Origin of the sequence: Paenibacillus sp. FSL H7-0350 (assembly GCF_038593195.1) — a bacterium.
Classification (GTDB): domain Bacteria; phylum Bacillota; class Bacilli; order Paenibacillales; family Paenibacillaceae; genus Paenibacillus_AQ.
On sequence record NZ_CP151972.1, the window covers coordinates 1,012,044 to 1,033,663 of the forward strand.

The window sequence follows — 21,620 nt, forward strand, 5'->3', positions numbered from 1 at the left end:
CTCGGAGTTATCGGAGTTAGAGGCTTAATTAATTTGTTCCCGCTTCAGGTAATCGGGCTGATCCAGGAATGTGCTGAGCATCTGATGTTCTTCAAGAACCTCCTTAATGTATGCGGGTACAACAATTGCACGGGGTTCCACGCTCTGTGTGAGTGTGACATGCAGCATGTCGCCCAGCTCTTTACGGACCGCCCTCCGGATGAACTCATTGTACACAAAATAATGCCCGTTCCTGGACGGCAACAGCGTATGCTCGAACTCATGCCCGCCTACGTCGATATGTACAGGTATTCTGCTATTAGTATGGAATGCCTCTTGGACGGAATACGGAAAATACACGACCTTCCATTTCATTTTACCTTCCAGCAGCTTAATCTCACCTTCGAATTCATAGACCATTAGGCGAAGCCTCCTCCGTATTCACAATTCCGTAATACACCAAATCCTCATAGGCATGAATCTTATGTACTTGATCTTTCAGTGTACCTTCATAGGTCATTCCGCATTTCTGCATAATTCTTCCTGAAGCCGGATTGGAAGCGAAATGCCGTGCATAGACCTTGTGATACTTCTTCTCTGCAAAAGCAAATTCAATAACCGCCCTGGCAGCCTCTGTTCCGTAACCGTGCCCCCAATGGGCTTCGCCAATCCAATACCCGATTTCACCGTTATGATGGGGCGGTTGATTAGATAACCCAATCGCTCCATATAGCTGGCCGTCTGCCTTGTCAGTGATTGCGAAGTCATACATCTTGTCCAGGTCAAAGTTCTGTTCATGATTCGCGATCCAGTCCACCGCACACTCTATTGGATAAGGATACGGAAGGGTCAAAGTACTCTTGTATATATTGTAATTGTTACAATGATAGCTGACATCTGTTGCATCCGTTGGTTTGAATAGGCGCAGCAGTAACCGTTCAGTTTCAATCGCCCGTTCGGCCCGGTGATATATCATTTAACTTCTCTCCCTATCAATTCATTTGGAGTTGTTATGTAAGATGCAATTAAGAAGTTAACAAAAAAGCAAAAGAAGTGGAGGGGAAATTTGGAACTGTAGGAGCGATAGCGTACGCCTGAAAGCTTTCCGCAGGAAAGCTCGCATCGTAAGCATAGGCTGTATTTGGATTTCTACCGCGAGAAGCGGTTGTAACCAAGGAAATCCAAATACAACAGCGGCCGGAGGGCCAAACATTCTCTGGAGTCACGGCAGTCCCATAGCAGAAAAAACATAAGTTCAATCTATTCGGTTAAGAAATCCACATGATCACAACAATAATCAAAGCAATTACACCCACCGCAATAACCATATCAGAGATCTGCCGCCATAATCCCAAAGGCCCTTCACGATGAAGCTTCTGTTCATTGACGTCATGGTTGGCTTTGTGCCCGCCGGGGTCATTCGAATAGATAGGGGGTCCACCGCCATTAGAGAATTCAGTCATAAGAATCGCCTCCCTTTCCCCCAATTATACACCATTTAATCTCATTTATGGTAACCCGAAAGACTTTGGCAGAGCTTACATTTGAATTTTGGTTGGAAATATCCTATTTTAAAAAGATAGAGTTTCAGCAGTTAACGGAAGAGGCGAACACAGTATGGGCGATATACATGAGAGGATGTCAGCGGGAACCCGGGCTTTAATCGAGGATACTTTCCTCCAGCTCATGGAGCAGGAAGGATTTCACAAGGTGAGCGTACGCCAGCTGGCGCTTAGAACACATATTAACAGGGGAACGTTCTATCTGCATTTTACGGATAAATACGATCTGCTGGAGCAGCTTCAGCGGGAAATACTGACAGGTCTGGAGCAGGTGATGGTTGTCAAAATCGTACGTGAAGAGATGTCCGAGCATTATCTGAAGGGCTTGCCCTATCCGCCCCTGGTGCATATCCTTGAGTATCTGCAGCAGCATGGCGGGCGAATCCGCTTATTTCTAGGGGCTAAAGGGGGGGCGGCATTTCCGGGACAATTCAAGGACGTTATTAAGCGCAGCTTCTACCGGAAGCTGGAGATGAATGGCGTATTTGCCGACCACCCGGGGGTTCCTCCAGAGTATCTCGCTGCGCATTCCGCGTCTATTTTTCTGGGAATTACGGAAGAATGGCTGCACAGCGGGATGCCTTATACTCCGAAGGAGCTGGCGGTGATCTATAATGAGGTCTTATTTATGCAGTCGACTCTGATCGCTAAGGCTTAAATTGTAATCAATACCTTACCACGGAGCTTACTTGCCTCGCTCATAGCATGGGAGGCAGCCAGCTCGGCCAGCGGCAGACGCTCAGTAATCCACAGCTTCAGCTTGCCTGCATCCACCAGCTCTGCAACCCGTGTCAGCAGCGTACGATCCTCTCGTGCAAACAGCTGATGTGCCTTAACGCCAAGCTGCGCTGCCAGCTCTTCGTCCGCAGGATTCACCGCCGAGATCAGCGCTCCTCCCTCTTTTAGCAGCGGCAGCCATGTGTTGAGCACCTCGGTATTCTCAGGGGACAGATTGAGGATCAGATCCACCTTGTCCTTCAGCTTGTCCGTGACGCTATCCTTGGTGTAATCAATAATCTCGTCAATCCCCAGCTCCCGAAGCTTTGGCATACTGGCCGCAGAGGATGTCCCTATGACATACGCTCCATGCTGCTTGGCGAATTGCACTGCATAGCTGCCTACCCCGCCAGCGGCTCCGGCAATCAGCACCCGCCCACCCTGCGGCAGGTTGCCATGATCGAATAACCCCTGCCATGCGGTCAAGACGCCAATCGGCAGCGCGGCAGCATCGGATAACTCCAGGGAGACTGGCGCCAGCGCAACATACTGCGCTTTGGTGACCACATACTCTGCGGCAGCGCCGTCACGGGACATATCGAGCGCAGCATAGACTCTGTCCCCCGGCTGAAAGTCCGTAACCTCTGCTCCTGCTGCCTCCACCGTACCCGACACCTCAATGTTAGGAATGTACGGGAATTCATGCGGGAAAACGGCTTGCAGGTAGCCCTTGCGGATTTTGACATCTGCTGCATTGAACGCTGTCCCTGCCACCTTAATCAGAATCTCGTCCGCTGCTGGAGAGGGGACCTGTGCATCTTCATACCTTAGCTCTTCTAGCCCTCCAAATTGATGTATCCGAATCGCCTTCATATGTCTAGCTTCGTTCATTTCCGATCACTCCTATAGATGAATTGGGAATCCGCGTACCGTTGAAGCAATAAGTGTACTGTTCCTGTAACTCATTGTAGGCTCCCGCCCAGGGGGATACAATCAACAATCAGGCCTGAAGTGTTCATTCTTCGCTCTGGCGGGTAGTAGATAATTAGGGAAGGAGCAATGCCTATGGAACATATGGATACGATCGATCTCATCGCCATTCTGGCTCTGGTGCTGGCGCTACTGCTTATGCTCAGTGTGTTCAGTCTGAAGAGACGTGTGAACGAGCTTGAGTCCCGGTTAGCGCAAAGAGATGCTTACGGCGGAATGTACTCTCCCCCAGCGAGCAGTAGAGCTACTGACATCCCGGCTCCCCTGTTCGTGCAGAACCCGGAGCTGGCACCGGACCTGGAGCGGAGAATCCGCCTGCTGATGGCCGAAGGCAAGAAGATCCAGGCGGTCAAGGTCATGCGCGAAGCGCGGAATCTGGGCCTGAAGGAAGCCAAGGACTTCGTAGATAACCTGGAACAAGGCGGAAACTTCCGCTAGGTGTATTATGTATGAATAATCAAGAATGACCTCAGACTGCCACTGGAGTGTGGAAGCTGAGGTCATTCTTGTGATGAAGCTTATACCGGCAATGTAGCTAGATATCTTTGTGCATATAAATCCGCAAAGAGACTAAATAAGAAGCATAGATAATCACGAGATAGGCCAGGACGCTGATGGCAACAAGCAAGACATCATCCAATCTGCCAGTGCTAATCCATTCGGCAAGTGCCGGAAACCGTTTAGACAAGCTGGTAATTGCCGTGAAATTCAGCATGATCACCATTATAAAGATGAAGTTGACGATCTGCATCCCTTTTTGTCCCAGCCAGTAATACAGCGGCAGATAAAATGAGGCCAATAAAGGGAACGCGGCAGTAGCTATTCCCAGCTCTCTCCAGCGCAGCGGTTCATCCAGCTTGCCCATCGTAAAAGCAACCAGATACAGCAGAATCGTACAGGTCAGGCTGAACAAGGAGAATGGAATCAGCGTCATATATTTAGCCTGAATCAGCCGCTGTCTCGGGACCGGGAGCGTAACCAGAAACTTCTGATTGTTATGCTGCATATCGATGGTACAGGAGTTAATGAGCAGCAGCATAGCCGGAAACAGCGAGAACACCGTATAGGATTCAGCGTTCATATAACCCATTATCAGATAATAGGGAATCAGCAGGAGGATAAACTTCCGGGTAAGCATGAAGTCTTTACGGATCAGAGCTATGGAGTTATACATGTGCTTCACTTCCTTTTACCGTATAGTACATAATCTCTTCCAGTGTAGGTGTCTCGCAGATTGCGGTGTCCCTGAAATAACGTTCCCCTTCCGCACGGTTGCTGATCAGCCCTTCGAAGCCCAGCCCGTTCTCCCGCAGCCCCACGAACCACCGCCGGACATCCCGGTCCAGCAGTTCCTTCCCGCCTTTGACCAGCAGATAGCGTTCGCCCAGACTCTCCTTCATCTCATTGAAAATAATCCGTCCTTCGTTAATGAATGCAATATAGTCGGCAATCCGGTCCAGATCGGTAGTGTTGTGGGTCGAGAACAGAATCGACTTGTGCTCATCCTGGATATGCTCACTGAGCAGCTCCAGCATCTCCCGGCGAAAAATCGGATCAAGTCCCGAGGTCGGCTCATCCATAATCAGCAGATCGGCACCATGGGACAGGGCGATAGCGAGGGAGAATTTGATCTTCATCCCCTTGGACAGATCCTTGATCTTCTTACCCGGCGGAAGCTTGAACAGCTCCTGAAACTTCACATATGTATCATTATTCCACCCGGGATAGAACGGGGCGATGATACTCTTCATCTGCTTAACGGTCAAGTGCTCATAATAGATATTCTCATCCGAGACGTAACCGATACGCGCCTTAATAGCCGCCAGGTCCTGCTGGTTGTTCTGGCCGAACATCAGAATGTTGCCTTGGTCCGGGTAAATTAACCCCATCATCAACTTGATCATTGAGGTCTTACCTGCACCATTCGGGCCGATCAGCCCGGTAATGTAGCCCTCCTTGATAGGTAGCGAAATATCCCGCAGCTCAAAACGGTCGTAGCGCTTGGTCACATGGTCCAGCTCAATTACATTACTCATTCCTGTTCCTCCTCATAGAGCAGCTTAAGCATCTCCGCGAGTTCAGCGTATTCCATGCCTAGCTGTCTGCTCTCGTCAATAATTTCCTTCAGCTTGCCCTCCACCATCCGCAGCCGCTGTTCCCGGATATATTCCTGATCGGCCCCGGAGACAAAAGATCCCTTGCCGACAATCGAGTTGATCAGCCCCTCCCGCTCCAGCTCCTCATAAGCCCGCTTCGTGGTAATGACGCTAATCTGCAGCTCTTTCGCCAGTAAGCGGATCGATGGCAGCGGCGTACCCGAGACCAGCTCGCCTTGGAGAATCATCTGGCGGACCTGTCCCACAATCTGGGCGTAGATCGGTTCGCCAGATGTACTTGATATCACGATATTCATGCAGCAGCATCAGCTTCCTTTGTGTATTATGTATTTAGTGTATATATTTAATATATACACTATGCGCAGTTGTGTCAATCCTTTAGTGTCATCCCCTTAATTAGCCAATCATCCCCTGAGACCGCAGGAAGTGACAGACGATCTCGCTCTGCAGCCTTACTCTTAAGGCATAATCCAGGCTCCAGCAGGTCTCTACGGTCACCGCCCGGGCGCCGAGCAGACGCTGGAAGGCCATCCGGGAAGTCCCTGCACGCTCCCTATGCCGTATGTTGAAGCGGTAAGCTCTATTCGTGATCGTCTGATTCATCCGCATCACAATTTGCTTCGCCAATCCATGCGCCCGGCTGACCGGGCTGATGATCAGAGTCTGGCCGACCCGCTTCGGATTCAGCTCAGACAGCCCGTTTGCCTCATGCAGATCCAGTACCCACGAGGGACGGTAGCGCAAGGCAAGCTGCCATACGGCTGCCGACAACGGATGACGGGCCGGGGCACCTTGTCCTCGCGGGAAGGTACGGTTCAAGTCAGGATTCCCGCGAATCCCCTTGCGCCGTGCGATTTGGTTCACCAGCGGGACGATAAGCAGCTTCCCTGAGCGCAGCATCAGATTACCCCGGCTGAGCCGGCTGGCAATGCCCTGCGCTGCGCGGCTGCTCGCCGGCTCATTGCCGTGAACACCGGAGATTATCATGAATACAGGTCCGGGTACACCGCTGCTAATGACATAATAAGGTGTGGCATAGGGCGTTCCTGCCGCCAGCGTATGCTTCTCTACAGACACTGTGGTTCACCTCGCTCTGGATGATGTGGATCATGTGGATGATGGTATACAAGATTCTGGACATTACCAACGGTTACTCTGTAATGTAATGTATGCGGATTACCTGCGGAGGATTGGACGAATAGGACAGCAAAATAACCCCACAAAGTGGAGCTTTAGCGTAGGTGATAGCTCAGGTACCTTGCGGGGCCCCCCCAAAAAAAGCCGGACAAGTCCAATATGGACTCATCCGGCTTCTTCTCTGGATGCACCATAGTACTAGCGGGTGTCAAGTAGAAACGGCTTCGTAGTCCTTTTAAAGGATGGTACCGTTTCAGCGAGAAATAGAAGGGTAAGTTATCGTGTGAAACATATAAATTCTTATATTTTAATAAAATGCGACCTGGTTCTTCCCGGCAGACTTCGCCTCATAGAGAGCCTTTTCCGCCTTGGCAATGAAGTCAGACGGACGGTCAGAGGGAACCGGTACCTTCAACAGGCCGCCTATGCTTACAGTGACCACACCTTCCTCTTCAAACCGATCACGGGGAATCTGCAGATCAGAGATGCCTTGACGGACGGATTCGGCTAATTGCTCTGCCTGGGAGGTCGACGCCCCCACCATCGTAAGGATGAAGTTCGCCCCGCTGAAGCGGGCCACGAAGGTGCCGTGCGTTATGCTGATAATATTCAGCACATCCGCTACCGATTGAATACAGAGATCGCCGCCTTTCAGCCCGTGTACAGCATTGTAAGCATGAAAATCATCGATATCAATCGACAGCAGCAGCAAAGGTTCCCGGGTATTCAGTGTATCCTCCAAGCGCTGATCCAGCTCATGCTCAAGCGCCTGCCGGTTCGGCAGATCGGTCAGGGAATCCGTGGTCAGATAGCTTTGCATCTGGTTGGCCGCATCGACATAGGCTTCGCCCTTCGCCTCTGTACCTGTTCCGGTGTTAAGCACTGCCATAATGGACGGTCTGCCGCCATGAATAACCGAAGCCAGACTCAAGCTTACCTCCAGCGGTTGCCCGTCTCCGCTCAGGAATTGGCCCTGATCAGATACGAACTGGGTTACATTCTGGCTCAGGTCTGAGAAGTGCTGCTTCAGGGCTGGCCGGTAGGACTCCTGCACATAGTTCAGGAACGGCTGCCCGATCAGCGATTTGCCCTTCTCTTCACCCATCAGCTCCACTGCACGGTTATTGCAGTAAGCAATCACATCATCGGTAATCATGAAGAAGGCTACCGGAGACAGATCCATCAACTGCAGATACCGCTGTTCATTATGACGCAGACTGCGGGCGTTCTGCAGGGCCTGCTCTTCCGCCTGACGCAGCTGGTTCTCGGTCTGTCCGCGCAGAATAGATTTGAGCTGCGGCAGAATGTTAAGATGCTGCTCTCTCCACGGAAGTGAGGTGGACTGAACCACCTGCCGCCATTTCTCAAAGGATTTGCGGGGAGACAGGCGTTGTCCGTCATTCTCCTGAATGACAGCCTTAGCCGGATCTCCGGCCCAGTCCACAATCTCCACCACCTCAGGCCTGAACCAAATCATGTAATTCTGATGTCCTGGAGTGAGGGCGAGATAGATGGAACCAGAGGCCTTGTTCTTGTAAGCTTTGGCTGATTCATATTCCAGACTGAGCCTGGAGGTGCAGTAGGTGTAATCCTTCGACTTCCCTGCCAGCCAACCGGCAAGCTCCCGCACCTGCTCCTGGGAAGGCGTGGCTCCGAACAGCATCAGCTTGTCCTGATAACATACGGCTGCACCGGAAGCCTCCATCATACCCAGCAGTGTCTGTTCTTCATCGCCGAGCTGTTCAATCATCCGGGAAGAGCTGACGTTACTTGTGAAAATATCGACAATTCTCATCGCCTTGGTCCGCAGTTCGAGCTCCGTCTGATAGTTGTCGAGTTGTTGACGCTGGTACAGTTCACTAGAGAAGAAGGCCCCGAGGAAATTACACAGATTACGGATACGGTGCGGGACATACTTGGGGGAATAGTGATGACAGGTGATGAGTCCCCAGAGCTTGTTATTATTGATCAGCGAGATGGTGGTTGTTGCGCCTACCCCCATATTCTGCAAATACTCGATATGGAGCGGAGACACACTACGGAGGATGGACAAGCTGAGGTTCAAGGGCTTACCGGTAAGCGGCTGCAGCACCGGGGTGATTGGAACCGGAACATAGTTCACATCCACGATCGTCCGCAGCCAGTTGCGCAGATACAGCTCACGCGCCTGCTTCGGAATGTCAGAGGCGGGATAATGATGGCCCAGGAACGGCTCCAGCCCCGCTTCCCGGGCTTCGGCAATCACCTTGCCGTTCCACTGCTCATCGAACTCGTAGATCATGACCCGGTCATAGCCAAGCATCTCCTTCACCTGCTCTGCGGCGGCCTGGCTGGCTTCCAGCCGGTTCGCCGCATGCTTCAGCCGTCCGAAGAAGGTGCGAATCCAGTCGAAGTCGTTGGTGCTGTCGCTCTGATCGATAGAGGCAGGCTCCAGTTCAACGATCATCAACCCTTCACTTTCGTGAAGGATGCAGAAGAAGTCCTGCGGCTCACCCGCGACTTCAATCTGTATTACAATATATTGCAAATCAGCAGTTTCTTTCGCATTCACGCTGCGTGTAAGCAGCATCTCCAGCTGATCCGGGCCTACCAGGTCAGCCATAGGCGTGCCTAACAGGGCTTCGGAATCTTTTCCTAGTAACGTATCCGTATTCAGACTGGCCTGGACAATTTTATGGGCTGTGTCCTGAGTTACGGCCAGCAATACGCCATGCGGCTGAATAAGCCCGGGAATATGGATCGGCTCCTTCTCGCAGTTATTAAGATCTACGGGTTCCTTAGGGTCCAATCCTGCTTCGTTCAGCAGGGTGCGGTTCAGCGGCTGATTCTCATGCTCTGTTTTAAAATCCGACATATGTGTAAAGCCTCCATTGAAGTAAATGATTTCTAAGCTGTTATGGCGTAGGTTCATTCTATCTTACTTTGGGCAGCAATAACAAACATAAGTTTGGTCTCCACAGCCTGTTTTGGCTTCCATTACAGTCTTGGAATAATTATGTATAATATGGATAGATCAAGCATAACCTTTGACGGCTAATCCATTCCTATACTTCGAGGTGACCATAATGCGGCGAACTAAACGTTCTGGGAGGGAGATTGTTTCTTTTCTGCTAAGCGCCTTCTCGATAATGATCATCGCCTTCTTCATCATCCGTTATGTGCTTCAGACGGTTTCATTCGCACCTTAATATCTGCGCAACGCAAAAAGGAGCATTTGGGGGAAATGCTCCTCTTCGGCTTGCATATACCATGTATTAGGTTACACTTCCAGATGAACTTTAATCCGAAAGTCTTACCAATAATTTACCTTAAAAACCTCAATAATACAAGTATTTCCTTCTAAACCAGTGAAAATGCGTCTAATTCATAACTGCGTTTCGCCGCTTGGCTGCGCATCCGGGGATTTGAGGCGCAGCGGGCTTTGCCGCCTGATCTATACGCCCCTTATAATGAACCTACTCTGCGCAGAGAATAACGAAAAAGAAGGAACATTCACATGGATGCTAATCCCCTGTCACAGCGTAAGACCGCACAATTTACATATCTCGTTACCGAAGGCACTCATTATGAGGTCGGACGCGCCTTGGGCGCCCATCATAAGAATAATTCCGCCATGCTATCCTTCTTGTCCTCACCCTTCATGGGAGGCTCCCCGCTGACACCGTATGCAGCGGACAAAGCCATGGAGAGCTTCGAGCGCTACTGCCCTGGCTTGAATGAAGAAATTCAGGGCTTCGCCGATGAGACCGGTATTGAAGCTGCCCATGTCGTATTCTATTATTCCTATTTCCAGGCACCGGGCCACTGCACACAGGCAGCCTACCTAACTGGAGCAAGTGCGGATCAGAGCGGACAGATTTATCATATGCGTAATTATGATTTTGGCTGGGAGGATGAGCCGTATAATCAGCTGCTGCTCAGCCTGGCCCGGGTGAAGGGCAAGCTGGCACATACCGGCTTTGCGCTGCAACTGTTCGGACGTTATGACGGGATGAATGAGGCAGGACTTACCGTAACCACCACCTCGGGGAGAGTCCGGCCGGAGATGACCGGGGAGGGCTTTGTTTTTCCAGGCGTAGTCCGGGCCCTGCTGGATCAATGTACTACTGCGGAAGAATCGGTCCAGCTCATGCGCAGCATACCGGTGGCTGACTACAGAAACTTCCTGATCTCTGACGCCCAAGGGAACATCGCCCTCGTAGAGACAGCTGGTACCGAGAAAGCGATCCAGTATCACCCGGCTGCTGACAGCTTAAGCGCAAGCCAGCTTGTACTCTCGGCGAACCATTACACCCTGCCCTCCATGCAGCTACATAATCAGCAAGTCATGGAGAACTCATGGACAAGATATGACGCGCTGCGGGCAGCACTTATGGACGACAACACACCTATCAATCCTGTAGCAGCCATGAAAGCCGCCGCAGGACGCGAATATCCTGAGGGAATCTGCTGTCACCATTACAGCGAAGGCTTAGGCACCTTATGGTCCATGGTGTGTGACAACACAGCCCGCGAGCTGCATATCTGCTTCGGTTCCCCGCAGCTGAACGGCTGGAGAACATTCGGGTTCCATGACCCGGCGGGAATGCGTGTATTCGAGGCAGTGCTGCCGGACAAGCCGTCCGCAGAGGGATTCTGGACCCGTCCCAGGTAAGCTCCCTCTCACTCTTGCTGCTGTGACGCCTTCTGCAGGATAGACTGCACAAAAGCGGTCTTCCCGTCACAATACGCATCAATGTCATTACGGTACTCTTCAGCCAGCCGCTGCTTGACCGCCTGATATTCCTCCCGGGCAGCGGGATGGCTGCGCAGATAATCACGGAAGAGAATATGCTCCACATAACCTTTGCCGTCCTTGGGACATACATACAGATGGTATTTCATGAATCCATCCTCCTGGTTGCTCTTGAAGGCTTCCCTGCCCTCAATACCCATATTTCCCTGATGCTCATAACCGAACGCCTGCAGTCTGCGGATGATACCCGGCAGCTGGTCATAGCTCTCCATCACCAGATCGATATCAATTACAGGCTTAGCCCACAGTCCTTCAATCGAGGTGCTGCCCACATGCTCAGACCGGATAATCAGATCCCCGGTGATCTCCAGCATCCGCGTCTCAATTCTGCTATACTCCGCCTTCCAGGCCGGATCATACGGAACCACTTCAACAACCTTGGTCTTCTCAGCCATCATCCTTCTCCTCCTCGTTTTTGTCCATTCGCTATAGTTATACAATAAGTCTAATGATAGAATAATAGAATCCTTTTAATAATGACGGAAAGAGTGGAAGTATGCGAATTGGATTTTTTGACTCCGGAATTGGCGGGTTAACCGTGCTTCATCAGGCGTTTAAGCTCTTGCCGCAAGAAGACTACCTCTTCTATGCAGATACCAGCCATGTACCCTATGGGGAGAAGACGAAAGACGAAGTCAGGGAATACATCCTGCAAGCGGTGGATTTCATGGCCAAGCAGCATATAAAAGCGTTGGTGGTCGCTTGTAACACAGCCACCAGCATTGTGATCGAAGAGCTGCGGCAGCGGTATGACTTTCCGGTGCTCGGAATTGAGCCGGCAGTGAAGCCTGCGGTTGAACAATCGGAGGGTAAGCAGAAGAAGGTGCTGGTACTTGCGACCCGCTTAACGCTGCAGGAGAAGAAGTATCATGATTTGGTGCACCGTATCGATCATGGGGAAATTGTTGACAGTCTGCCGCTGCCCGGGCTGGTCGAGTTTGCGGAGCGCTTTGATTTTGACGAAGAGAGAATTATTCCCTATTTGAGAAGTGAGCTGGCACACCTGGACCTTAAGCGATACAGCACGGTGGTTCTCGGATGTACCCACTTCCCCTACTTCGAGGAAGGTCTGCGGAAGATATTCCCGGATACGGTTGACTTCATCTCAGGCAGTGTTGGAACCGCCAGACACCTGAAACAGATCCTTCAAGCGGGGGGCCGGATCAATGAGGGGATGGGCGATATCCTTTTTTACAGATCCGGTGTACAGGTAGATGATCCCGCAATGTTATCCAAGTATGAGCGCCTGTTCAAACGTCTGGATGACATTGAACAATCAATTAATCTGAGCAAAGGGAGTGATCTCACTTGAGTCACTATTCAACAATAATGGAGAGATTACGCCGGAATCCGCTGAAAAATGTAACGCTGCTCAAAATGTTGACGGCTTATCATGCTCAGATCGACAGTGTGCTGATTGAGCAACAGGAGGAGTGGGGCGTGCTGCTGCTTATGCCTGCCGCCACCTTCGGCTATGATCACCGGACCTACCCGGAGGCTGACACCGTTGTGCTGATGGACTACAGCAGTCCTGAGGTCTTCCCAGCCCTGCTCAAGCGGTTGCCGCAGGATGCCAACCTCGTCTTCAAGCTTCAGGAGGATGCGTACCGGGAGGCGCTGGAACCGTATTTCACGCTGCGGAGGGTCCGTAGTCTCTACTCTTATTCTTCAGCCGAAGGCCAGAGCTTCAGCGCAGATGAAGCCTGCACGGTCAGTGAAGCTATCGATGAACGGCTGCTGCCGCTGTGGATGGCAAATGATTATTCGCTAGAGGAGATCACGCAGTATTTTGAAGACGGGGCGTTCGCTGTGACGTTATTGGATGGGGATACGCCACTCAGTACATGTATCGTCTACCGCAATGAGGAGCGAATCTGGGAGATAGGCGGCGTACGTACCATAGAAACTGCCAGACAGCGAGGATTAGCACAGCGCGTAGTCCGCACAGCAGTCTTCCACACCCAGAAGCGGGGCTACGTTCCCAGGTATCAGGTGCTGGAGAACAATCTCGCCTCCATCCGCCTCGCCGAATCCATTGGCCTAACCCGCGCTGTCACTCTGGAGCACTGGGTTAATTATTGATGGTTGAATAGGAGCATTAGCTCACTACCCATGAAGGAGTTAGATGATGAATAATCCCCCTCCGCCCTATGGCGAACAGAATTACTACCAGCAGTACCCGAAGCCTCCGCAGGATCGGACGAACGGCAAAGCGGTTGCAGCACTGGTCCTGGGTATTCTCTCCATCGTAATACCTTACGTCGGCATCCTGTTCGGGATTACCGCAATCGTTCTGGCTTCACTTGCCTTCAAGGAGATCCGTTACAGCTATGAGCAAGGCCGGGGATTGGCGATTGCCGGACTGGTCTGCGGAATAGCCTCTACTTTTATTTACGCCATTCTCATCATTATGTTTGTTGTAGCTATTCTGTTATTCAATAGTGCACAGACTACGATGGGGTATGGGTTATAACTAAGTTTATGCTGGAGGAATATATGAGAACCTATGAATTAGACCAAAGTGATTTTGAACTAATAGAAATGGCAATGAACGTACTGGAAAAGAACTTTGATGACGGGGTCTACAACCATACAGTGGGCGGGGCAATACGCTGTAAAAATGGAAATGTGTATCTTGGAGTTAATTGTTATGAAATTCATGGTTCTTGTGCGGAGTACATAGCAATCGGTGCAGCTATCACTGCTGGCGAAAGAGAGTTTGAGACCATTGTGGCCACTCACGATAAGGCACATAACCACTTATTAGCTCCATGCGGAAACTGCCGCCAGATGCTTCTTAATTACTGTCCTGATATTAAGATAATCTTGAACGATGAAGCGGGAAATCCAGTGAAAGTGGAAGTTAAAGATTTGCTGCCCCTTTCTTATAAGCGCATTATAGTCAGTGATTAAGTCTTGATCTGCAAAGTAGCATCTAGTACAGCATCAGATTTCAAAGGGTAAATAAGCATTTTAAACCCAGTGGTTCGTGTAGCGAAACCTATCCATCCAAAAAACTAACGGACCGGAGTAACCTTATCCCCACGAAAACGCCACTTTTTGCAGCGTAACGGACTCAGTGGGCCTTATTATCTCTCTACGAGACGATTTGGAGCCGAAGTGTAAAGGATAAGGCCTGTAGTCCGTTACTCGCCCAATTGGCGACTTCTTTCCCAAATAAGAGCACCTCAGTCCGTTACGCTAAGCCAAAGACCCCTAAAGAACAATTCCTTACTAGAATAGTTTTTATTTTAAAAGGATATTTAGTATTATCTACTATTTTTATTCTGATTCTGTATTAGGAGGTAGGTAAATTATGCAAGCAAGCGAAAGGTACGTTTACCACATTGTAACCCGAAAGAAGATGGCCCTGAATCAAATCATTAATTTTGACAATCAGCAGAAAAACACCTTGTATCGCTTCTTTTTTGAGCAAGAACAGTTGAATTCCAAAGGGGAAGACGTTATTCAGATTCTGCACGGCAATTATACTGATGACGGTTTGAAATTGGATAAAGAGGATGCGGATGTTACGGTTAAGTATGCGGAGCAGACCATCAGAGCGGTTCGAGAGGTTATCGTTGAAATGGTAAGGCTACAGCAACATCCTGAGTACCCTTCACGTTTGTCTTGCTTATACGCAGCAAAGAGCTATGAAGACGCCCTGATGTGGAAAAGCATATTCGATTCGTACCACCGGAAAGTGCTGCAGATCGTTAGACTTAAAGTCACTGGAGCTATTTTTGAAGGGGACGGCAGTCTATTGCCCAAGGAAGACGGGGCCCCATTCTCCCGTAAAATCGAACAAGCCAGAGAATACTGGAAAGGTAATCTCAATAATGCGCTTCCAGAGCTGTTGATTAACGGAAGAATCGAAGTAGCAGAGATCATCACAGAGTACCCCTGCTCCTAAGAATGCTGATGCTCTCCGCTTGGCGGTATTCTGTGGGGGTGAGCTGGTATTTCTTGCGGAACATTTGGGTAAAATGGCGCATGTCCTGATATCCCACCCGCTCCGCAATTTCGGCCAGCCTCAGCCCCGGATTCAGCAGTAATAGCTTCGCCTGTTCCAGCCGCAGCGATGTGACATATTCCTTGTACCCCTGCCCCGTCTTCTGTTTGAACAGCTGGCTGAAATACGCCGGGTTCAGGAACACCACCGAAGCAATTCTCTCCAGCGACAGCTCCTCATAGAAATGCTCCTTAATGTAGTGCAGCGCCACTTCAATCGCCTTCTCCCCACTCCCTTGGAGCGGCTCAAGCGGCGGCCCCTGGAAGGCCGAAGCCTCACGCATCCGTTTCACGATCTGCGGCACCGTATGGAAGTCACAGCTCAGCCCGGAATAGATCATCTGAAAAGGGATTTTCAAATAATGCGTCAGATGCGTCTTCACCGCCTCCTGGAACTGCTCTACCCGCACAGTCTCGCCCGGTGTGATCAGGCCCAGCAGGTGCTGGCGGTCATAGCTGACCACGAAGCCCCGACCATACCGCTCGATTAGCTCGGAGAGAACATTCTCCACAATGAAATGCTCCAGACGGGCACTCTGATCCCCCGGCTCCAGTTGAATCATGACCAGATAGAAGGAATGATAATCTTCAATGAACGCGTCGATGTCCAGATTCCCGATATCAAGCCCCGAGGCCAGCCGCTGAAAAACACCCTCGCGCAGAAACCGCAGACTGGCCTTCAGCCGCTCGCCTTGCCGCGAGATTTGGTTATCCTGCTGAATTTCAGTTGTCAGGCTGTCGATCAGCTCGGTCAGCTTATGCTTGCCGATCGGCTTCAGCAGATAGTCACGCGCACCCAGCCGGACCGCTTCCTGGGCGTAGGAGAATTCGCTGTGGGCAGAGATGACAATCCATTTCACATACGGATACCGGCGCTTCGAGATCTTCATGAATTCCAGCCCGTTCATGCCCGGCATCAGAATATCGGTCAGCACAATATGAATATGCTGCTCCTCCAGAATCTTCACCGCTTCCTCCGCCCGGTCAGCCACGAACACCTGATGCTCTGCACTAATCTGCTTAATCGTGCGATTGATGCCTTCACGGATGGCCCGTTCATCATCGGCTATAAGTATATTCACTTCAGCAGCTCTCCTTCCACTGGAATAGGCAGCACGATAGCCACCTGCGTCCCCTCTCCGGGGAAGCTCTGAATCTGCAGACCGTAGCCCTCTCCAAACATGAACCGCAGGCGGCGGTGCAGGTTCTGGAGTCCGATCCCGCTTTTGCCGCCTTCTCTGCCACTAGCGCCAGAATGATCGGGACCTTCCACATGCAGCGATTCTTGTAGCCTTGCAAGCTGCTCCCCGTTCATTCCGGCCCCGTTATCCTCCACAATCAGCTCAAGATGATCGCTCTCTTGCCGGGTGTATACCTTGAGAATCCCCTGACGCAAGAGCGGCTCCAGTCCATGCTTGACCGCATTCTCAATGACCGGCTGCACCGTCATCTTCGGGACCCTGATGTTCAGCCAGCGTTCATCGATATCGGTCACGATTACGAGGCGGCCCTCCAGCCGGATCGAGATAATCTTCAAGTAATGCCTGATCTGCTCCAGTTCCTCACCTAGGCTTACATCGGCTCCGTCTTCCCACTGGCTGCTGTAACGGAACATCGAGGACAGGGAGAGTATCAGCTCCCCTAGCTGTTCATTACCCTCCTCATCCAGCATCCAGTAGATCATATCCAGCGTATTGTAGAGAAAATGCGGGTTCACCTGGGACTGCAGGGCATGCAGCTCCGCATTCTTTTCGCTGACCGAGGACAGCTTGACCCGCTCAATCAGCTCCTCGATCCGCCGGACCATCCGGTTGAAGGAAGCGACCAGAATGTTAATCTCCTGATAGGAAGAGACCTTGACCATGCCCCCGAAATTCCCCACCTCCACCTGCCGCATCTCGCGGATCAGCTTCTTCAGCGGCGAAGAGATGGTCTGCGATACGATCGACGCAATCAGCGTAGAGACCAGAATCAGCGCCGAGATCACGATCAAGAGATACTGCTTCAGCTCCACCAGTTCCACATTTAGATCCTGGTCCGGCGTAATACTCATCACCCACCAGCCCGAGAAAGACAGTTTGGACGCCACAACCAGTTGCCCGCGCTCCTGCTGAACCATCACATGCTCCGTAGTGGGGAGCTTAGGCAGATGGGCAGCGTCTGGCTGCGGATCGGTGGCCGAGGTGACAAACCGTCCATCCGGCGACATCAGGTAGACCTGGCTGTGCGCGCCCAGCTTCAGGTTCTCCAGCGCATCCAGCACCGGCTTCGGGTCCGTCTCATACAGCACGATGCCGATCGGCTTATGCTCATTCAGGTCATAGAGCTGCCGCCCGAAGGCGAAGACCGGGCTGTCCTCCACCTGGTCGATCAGGGAGTGCGGGTACACCCCGAGCCAGACCATTTTCCCCGAGGAAGCCTGCAATTGCCGGTACCAGTCCTCCTGCCTGTAATGCGGATCGACCACATTCATATAGTTGCCATAGTTATAGATCTTGCCGCGGTCTGTAATCACATGGATGCCCACCAGATCGTCCCGCGAATAAAAAATCGAGCCAATGATATTCGTCACCGTCTGCTCATTGATATAGGCGACCGCCGGCCCGTCCGTCTTCTCATTGATTAAGCGGATCATCTCAAAGTTATTGCTGAGCGATTTGGACAAAGCGTCATACCCTTTATAGAGAAGCGTGAATAAGCCTGCGCTCTGGGCGACGTTTTTTTGCGACAAATCACCGATCTTCTCATGCAATTGGTCTGTAGTCCGGTTATAGTACAGCAGGCTGACAATAAGCAGAATACTGGACATGCAAAAAAGAAACAGCAAGAACAACCGATGATGTATGGAATGAAAGCCGAGCTTCATAAGCCTCTCCCCTTTACGCACCCTGTTCTGCCGTTTCCTATTATAGAACTTTTCCATTTTTATGCAATGAGGGAATTCGGCATGCCGCCCCCTATCCCTTAACCGCTCCGGCCACCATCCCTTTGGTAATCTGATTCGACAGGAAGAAGTAGATCAGAATCACCGGCAGCGCGCCCATCACCAGGAAAGCCCCAATATTGCCGTAGTTGACCGAATACTGGCTCACGAAGGTATAGACCCCGAATGGAAGGGTTTTGAGCCTCTCTGACGAGATGAACGTGGCGGCCAGGATGTATTCGTTCCAGATGTTGATGAAGGTTAGGATACATACGGTCATGACCGGCGGAATGGACACCGGTAGGATGATGCTGCGGAAGATCCGGTACACACTCGCCCCGTCGATGAACGCCGATTCTTCGATCTCATGTGGAATAGCTCTCATGAAGCCGCTCAATATGAACACGGCGATGGGAGTTGAGAACGCGATGTACGGCAGAATCAGCGACCAGTGGGTGTTGAGGATATGCATGTTTTTGAAAATAATCATCAGCGGCAGCAGCGTGGCCTGCATCGGAATCATCATCCCCATCAGGAAAATGGTCATCACGACATTGCCGTATTTCCACCGGAACCGGGAGATCGCGTAGGCCGCCATTGAAGCCAGCAGAATGACACATATCATCGTAAGGCCGGTAACGAACACGCTGTTCGACAGGTACTTCAGATAGCTGCCCGAGGTGTAAGCCTCGTAGTAGTTATGCCACTGGAATTTTCGCGGAAAAGAAAAGAAGCTCCCGTCCTGAATCTCCTCATTCGTCTTCAGGGAATATAACAACAGCCACAGCAGCGGGTAGAGCTGGGTAATGACAGGAATGGCAAAAAGAAGATACACGATTCCTTTTTTAAACATACGCATGGTCCGCGCACTCCTTTCCTACTCGAATTTTCGCTCAAGCCGGTTAAATATCGTGTTGATGATGCCGGTAAAAATGAGGCAGACCACCACGAGGAACGTCGCAATCGCGCTGCCGTAGCCATACTTGAAGGACAAGAAGGAGCTGTTATACATATGGGTGGAGATGACATCCGTTGCATGAGCCGGACCGCCGCCAGTCATGACCATGACCAGATCGAAGGCTTGCAGGGACCCGATAAACGCCAGGATAATCGAGATTTTGAAAATCGGGATGATCAGCGGAAGCGTAATGTAACGATCCGCCTTGAAGCCGTCCGCTCCATCAATCCGGGCCGCTTCGTACAGCTCATCGGGAATGTTCTGCACCCCGGTATACTGGATCAGCAGATGGTAGCCGAAATACTGCCACAGGGAGACCAGATACAGAGAATACATGGCGATATTAGGCTCAGTCAGCCAGTTATGCGTCCAGCTCTCCAGCCCCAGGGACACCAGCACACCGTTCAGCATGCCCCCCATCGAAGTAGGATTATAGATGGTCTTCCAGAGTTGTCCAATAATAACGACTGATAAGATGACCGGCGTGAAGTAGATCGACACCAGCGTATTGGCTCTGCGCAGATAGCGGTTAAGCAGGATCGCCATCCCCAGACAGAGCGGGATTTCCAGCATGGATGCCACGGCGTACAGCAGCGTTCTCCGCACAGAGGGCCAGAACACCGGGTCATGCCAGAACATATTCTTGAAGTTGCCGAAGCCGACGAACTGAGCGGTCGTTAGACCGTCCCACTTCAATAAGCCCGTGTAGAATGAGACCAGTATGGGAACGAATACCAGGCACACATAGAGCAGCAGACATGGCACTATGAAGACGGCGATTGTGTATGCCGGCACCTTAAGAACTTTCATCTTTCCCGCCTCCTAATCAAGCAGATTCTTCTTTGTCTATTAATTCATCCAATTAATAATTAATGTTATTAACTTATTAAAGTGCATGATAAACCCGATGCGAAGTAGCCTGATCGGCTTGCTTCGCATCGAGTAGAACAGCTGTACGATTACAGGAAATGCGTTAGGTTGGACAAAACCACTAAGGACTTAAGCTTATTTATTCGCTTCAAATGCGGCCTGATGCTCTTTGGCTACCGCCTTGGAATCCATCTTCTGCACGAACAGGTTCTGAATGCTGCTGAGGTGGACTTGTGAAGTTGCTGGATTCATCGTGTTGTCGAAGGACAGATCGCCGCCTTTTACTTGGTTGAACAGACCGGCAACAGTGATAGCCAGCTCGGAGTAACCGGCAGCTTTCAGGTCACCGTCTACCTTTTGCCCGATACCTACAGCATTCTTCAGCTCGAACTGTTTTTTAGGGTATTCAGAAGCGAAGAAGTTCAGGAAATCCTTCGTTTCCTTCAGATGCTCGCTGTTTGCAGACACGGCAAATGCACTGCCAGGTGCAAGCATGAATTCGTTCGGATCGCCTTTACCGTTAACGGTAGGAAATTGGAAGGCTCCCACTTTACCGGCTACAGAAGAAGCATCATTAGCTCCCGTCTCCCAAGTACCGATAACCCACATGGCCGCCTTACCGGATCTGAAAATATTCCCGCCGGCATTCGCATCGATGGAAGTCGCCCCGTCAGGGAATGCGCCTGCCGCTACCAGTTGCTGGAACGCGTCTACCGCTTCAACAAAGGCAGGATCTTCAAATGTTTTCTTACCGTCAACTACGTCTTTCAGGAAGCCGGGGCCACCGTTAGTGCGCAGCAGAATGTTCATGAACAGGAACGAGCCGGTCCAGGAATCCTTCTCACCGATGGCCAGTGGAGTAATCCCTTTGTCTTTTAAGAGCTTAACGTCCTGGAGTAATTCTTCAAAGGTAGCCGGAGGCGCTGCAATTCCAGCTTGGGCGAACAAGTCTTTGTTATAGTAGACCACTTCGATATTGTTGCCGTCAGGAAGCGCATACACATTGTTGTCGAAGCTGTAATAATCGAGCAGGCCCGATTGGTACGTGTCTTTTAGTCCATTCTGATCGAGTACATCATTCAGCGGGGCTAATAATCCTGCATCTACAAAGGGCTTCATTTGGGCAGCAGGGTTAACCATCGTAATATCAGGTATTTCTTTGGAGGCTGCTTGTGTTTTCAGCTTCACCTTCTGTTGGTCCGTGTTCAGCGTATCCAGCTCAATCTTTACATTAGGATGCTCTTTCATATACTGGTCCGTCAGCTCGTGGATCATTTTGTAAGACGGTGTTGCAGGGTCAGGGTAGATGTTCTGGAAGGTAATCGTTACCGCTTTGTCCTTCGGTGCGTCTGTAGCTGCGGCATTGCCGCTGCCTGTGGCGGTGTTCGGTGCGGCGGTGTCCTTAGCCTTGGAATTGGCGTTGTTGTCCGAGTTCCCGCATGCGGCAAGGCTTACTGCCATTAGCGCGGCGAACGCGACGGTGGCGGTTTGCTTCATTTTTCTGTTGACCATTCATTAAAGCCCCCTCTGTCGTGATAAGCTAATTATCATCAGGCGGAGC

At 51.1% G+C, this 21,620-nt stretch carries 23 protein-coding genes; 8 read left to right on the plus strand and 15 right to left on the minus strand.

Annotation, left to right across the window (positions count from 1 at the left end; genetic code table 11):
• Positions 1 to 24: 24 nt before the first annotated feature.
• The 3 genes from NYE24_RS04670 to NYE24_RS04680 all read right to left on the minus strand — a co-directional run bounded on the left by NYE24_RS04670 (position 25) and on the right by NYE24_RS04680 (position 1,442).
• On the minus strand, positions 25 to 399 hold the full coding sequence (locus tag NYE24_RS04670) for a DUF1905 domain-containing protein (protein WP_342478183.1): 375 nt from the start codon (positions 397 to 399) through the stop codon (positions 25 to 27).
• Entirely contained in the window at positions 389 to 955 is a 567-nt protein-coding gene (locus NYE24_RS04675; protein ID WP_342478184.1) for a GNAT family N-acetyltransferase, read from the minus strand. Before NYE24_RS04675 ends, NYE24_RS04670 begins: the two co-directional genes overlap by 11 nt.
• A 292-nt stretch (positions 956 to 1,247) precedes the next feature.
• Positions 1,248 to 1,442, minus strand: coding sequence for a hypothetical protein (locus tag NYE24_RS04680; RefSeq protein WP_036695321.1), 195 nt, complete (start codon positions 1,440 to 1,442; stop codon positions 1,248 to 1,250).
• Positions 1,443 to 1,596: 154 nt separating this feature from the next.
• On the opposite strand from NYE24_RS04680, the gene NYE24_RS04685 reads away from it, so the two are divergent.
• Positions 1,597 to 2,199: a TetR/AcrR family transcriptional regulator C-terminal domain-containing protein gene (locus NYE24_RS04685; protein ID WP_342478185.1), complete on the plus strand. Its 603-nt coding sequence runs from the start codon at positions 1,597 to 1,599 to the stop codon at positions 2,197 to 2,199.
• Here the strand turns inward: NYE24_RS04685 and NYE24_RS04690 are convergent.
• Entirely contained in the window at positions 2,196 to 3,149 is a 954-nt protein-coding gene (locus NYE24_RS04690; RefSeq protein WP_342478186.1) for an NADP-dependent oxidoreductase, read from the minus strand. The genes NYE24_RS04685 and NYE24_RS04690 overlap by 4 nt on opposite strands.
• Positions 3,150 to 3,323: 174 nt before the next feature.
• Here NYE24_RS04690 and NYE24_RS04695 point away from each other — a divergent pair, with 174 nt between their 5' ends.
• Entirely contained in the window at positions 3,324 to 3,686 is a 363-nt protein-coding gene (locus NYE24_RS04695; RefSeq protein ID WP_342478187.1) for a ribosomal protein L7/L12, read from the plus strand.
• Between the two features lie 97 nt (positions 3,687 to 3,783).
• Here NYE24_RS04695 and NYE24_RS04700 read toward each other — a convergent pair whose 3' ends face one another.
• From NYE24_RS04700 to NYE24_RS04720, 5 genes are all read right to left on the minus strand, one after another.
• The gene (locus NYE24_RS04700; RefSeq protein WP_342478188.1) at positions 3,784 to 4,422 is read right to left on the minus strand and encodes an ABC-2 transporter permease; all 639 of its coding nucleotides are present in this window, start codon (positions 4,420 to 4,422) and stop codon (positions 3,784 to 3,786) included.
• Positions 4,415 to 5,284: an ABC transporter ATP-binding protein gene (locus tag NYE24_RS04705; RefSeq protein WP_036695324.1), complete on the minus strand. Its 870-nt coding sequence runs from the start codon at positions 5,282 to 5,284 to the stop codon at positions 4,415 to 4,417. The genes NYE24_RS04700 and NYE24_RS04705 overlap by 8 nt, the downstream gene beginning before the upstream one ends.
• A complete protein-coding gene (locus tag NYE24_RS04710) occupies positions 5,281 to 5,661 on the minus strand; it encodes a GntR family transcriptional regulator (RefSeq protein WP_036695325.1) in 381 nt (126 codons plus the stop codon). The genes NYE24_RS04705 and NYE24_RS04710 overlap by 4 nt, the downstream gene beginning before the upstream one ends.
• A gap of 100 nt (positions 5,662 to 5,761) precedes the next feature.
• Positions 5,762 to 6,442 (minus strand): succinylglutamate desuccinylase/aspartoacylase family protein, encoded by a 681-nt coding sequence (locus NYE24_RS04715; protein ID WP_342478189.1) that lies wholly within the window; start codon positions 6,440 to 6,442, stop codon positions 5,762 to 5,764.
• A gap of 367 nt (positions 6,443 to 6,809) precedes the next feature.
• Complete coding sequence (locus tag NYE24_RS04720; RefSeq protein ID WP_342478190.1) at positions 6,810 to 9,356, minus strand: diguanylate cyclase; 2,547 nt, start codon at positions 9,354 to 9,356, stop codon at positions 6,810 to 6,812.
• 642 nt (positions 9,357 to 9,998) lie between these two features.
• On the opposite strand from NYE24_RS04720, the gene NYE24_RS04725 reads away from it, so the two are divergent.
• Entirely contained in the window at positions 9,999 to 11,156 is a 1,158-nt protein-coding gene (locus NYE24_RS04725; RefSeq protein WP_342478191.1) for a C45 family peptidase, read from the plus strand.
• 8 nt (positions 11,157 to 11,164) lie between these two features.
• Here NYE24_RS04725 and NYE24_RS04730 read toward each other — a convergent pair whose 3' ends face one another.
• Entirely contained in the window at positions 11,165 to 11,695 is a 531-nt protein-coding gene (locus NYE24_RS04730) for a GrpB family protein (RefSeq protein ID WP_342478192.1), read from the minus strand.
• 98 nt (positions 11,696 to 11,793) lie between these two features.
• On the opposite strand from NYE24_RS04730, the gene murI reads away from it, so the two are divergent.
• The 5 genes from murI to NYE24_RS04755 all read left to right on the plus strand — a co-directional run bounded on the left by murI (position 11,794) and on the right by NYE24_RS04755 (position 15,210).
• On the plus strand, positions 11,794 to 12,609 hold the full coding sequence (murI, locus tag NYE24_RS04735; protein WP_342478193.1) for a glutamate racemase: 816 nt from the start codon (positions 11,794 to 11,796) through the stop codon (positions 12,607 to 12,609).
• Between the two features lie 17 nt (positions 12,610 to 12,626).
• Positions 12,627 to 13,379, plus strand: a complete 753-nt coding sequence (locus NYE24_RS04740; protein WP_342478194.1) for a GNAT family N-acetyltransferase — start codon at positions 12,627 to 12,629, stop codon at positions 13,377 to 13,379.
• 43 nt (positions 13,380 to 13,422) lie between these two features.
• Entirely contained in the window at positions 13,423 to 13,770 is a 348-nt protein-coding gene (locus tag NYE24_RS04745; protein ID WP_235218443.1) for a DUF4190 domain-containing protein, read from the plus strand.
• Between the two features lie 23 nt (positions 13,771 to 13,793).
• Positions 13,794 to 14,210 (plus strand): cytidine deaminase, encoded by a 417-nt coding sequence (locus tag NYE24_RS04750; RefSeq protein ID WP_342478195.1) that lies wholly within the window; start codon positions 13,794 to 13,796, stop codon positions 14,208 to 14,210.
• Between the two features lie 403 nt (positions 14,211 to 14,613).
• Complete coding sequence (locus NYE24_RS04755; RefSeq protein WP_342478196.1) at positions 14,614 to 15,210, plus strand: DUF2441 domain-containing protein; 597 nt, start codon at positions 14,614 to 14,616, stop codon at positions 15,208 to 15,210.
• Here the strand turns inward: NYE24_RS04755 and NYE24_RS04760 are convergent.
• The 5 genes from NYE24_RS04760 to NYE24_RS04780 all read right to left on the minus strand — a co-directional run bounded on the left by NYE24_RS04760 (position 15,188) and on the right by NYE24_RS04780 (position 21,571).
• Positions 15,188 to 16,390 (minus strand): response regulator, encoded by a 1,203-nt coding sequence (locus tag NYE24_RS04760; RefSeq protein WP_342478197.1) that lies wholly within the window; start codon positions 16,388 to 16,390, stop codon positions 15,188 to 15,190. The two genes, NYE24_RS04755 and NYE24_RS04760, sit on opposite strands and share 23 nt — an antisense overlap.
• A complete protein-coding gene (locus NYE24_RS04765; protein WP_342478198.1) occupies positions 16,387 to 18,174 on the minus strand; it encodes a sensor histidine kinase in 1,788 nt (595 codons plus the stop codon). The genes NYE24_RS04760 and NYE24_RS04765 overlap by 4 nt, the downstream gene beginning before the upstream one ends.
• Positions 18,175 to 18,265: 91 nt before the next feature.
• Positions 18,266 to 19,090, minus strand: a complete 825-nt coding sequence (locus tag NYE24_RS04770) for a carbohydrate ABC transporter permease (RefSeq protein WP_036695336.1) — start codon at positions 19,088 to 19,090, stop codon at positions 18,266 to 18,268.
• 18 nt (positions 19,091 to 19,108) lie between these two features.
• Positions 19,109 to 19,999, minus strand: coding sequence for a sugar ABC transporter permease (locus tag NYE24_RS04775; RefSeq protein WP_036695338.1), 891 nt, complete (start codon positions 19,997 to 19,999; stop codon positions 19,109 to 19,111).
• 195 nt (positions 20,000 to 20,194) lie between these two features.
• On the minus strand, positions 20,195 to 21,571 hold the full coding sequence (locus NYE24_RS04780; protein ID WP_342478199.1) for an extracellular solute-binding protein: 1,377 nt from the start codon (positions 21,569 to 21,571) through the stop codon (positions 20,195 to 20,197).
• Positions 21,572 to 21,620 lie beyond the last annotated feature (49 nt).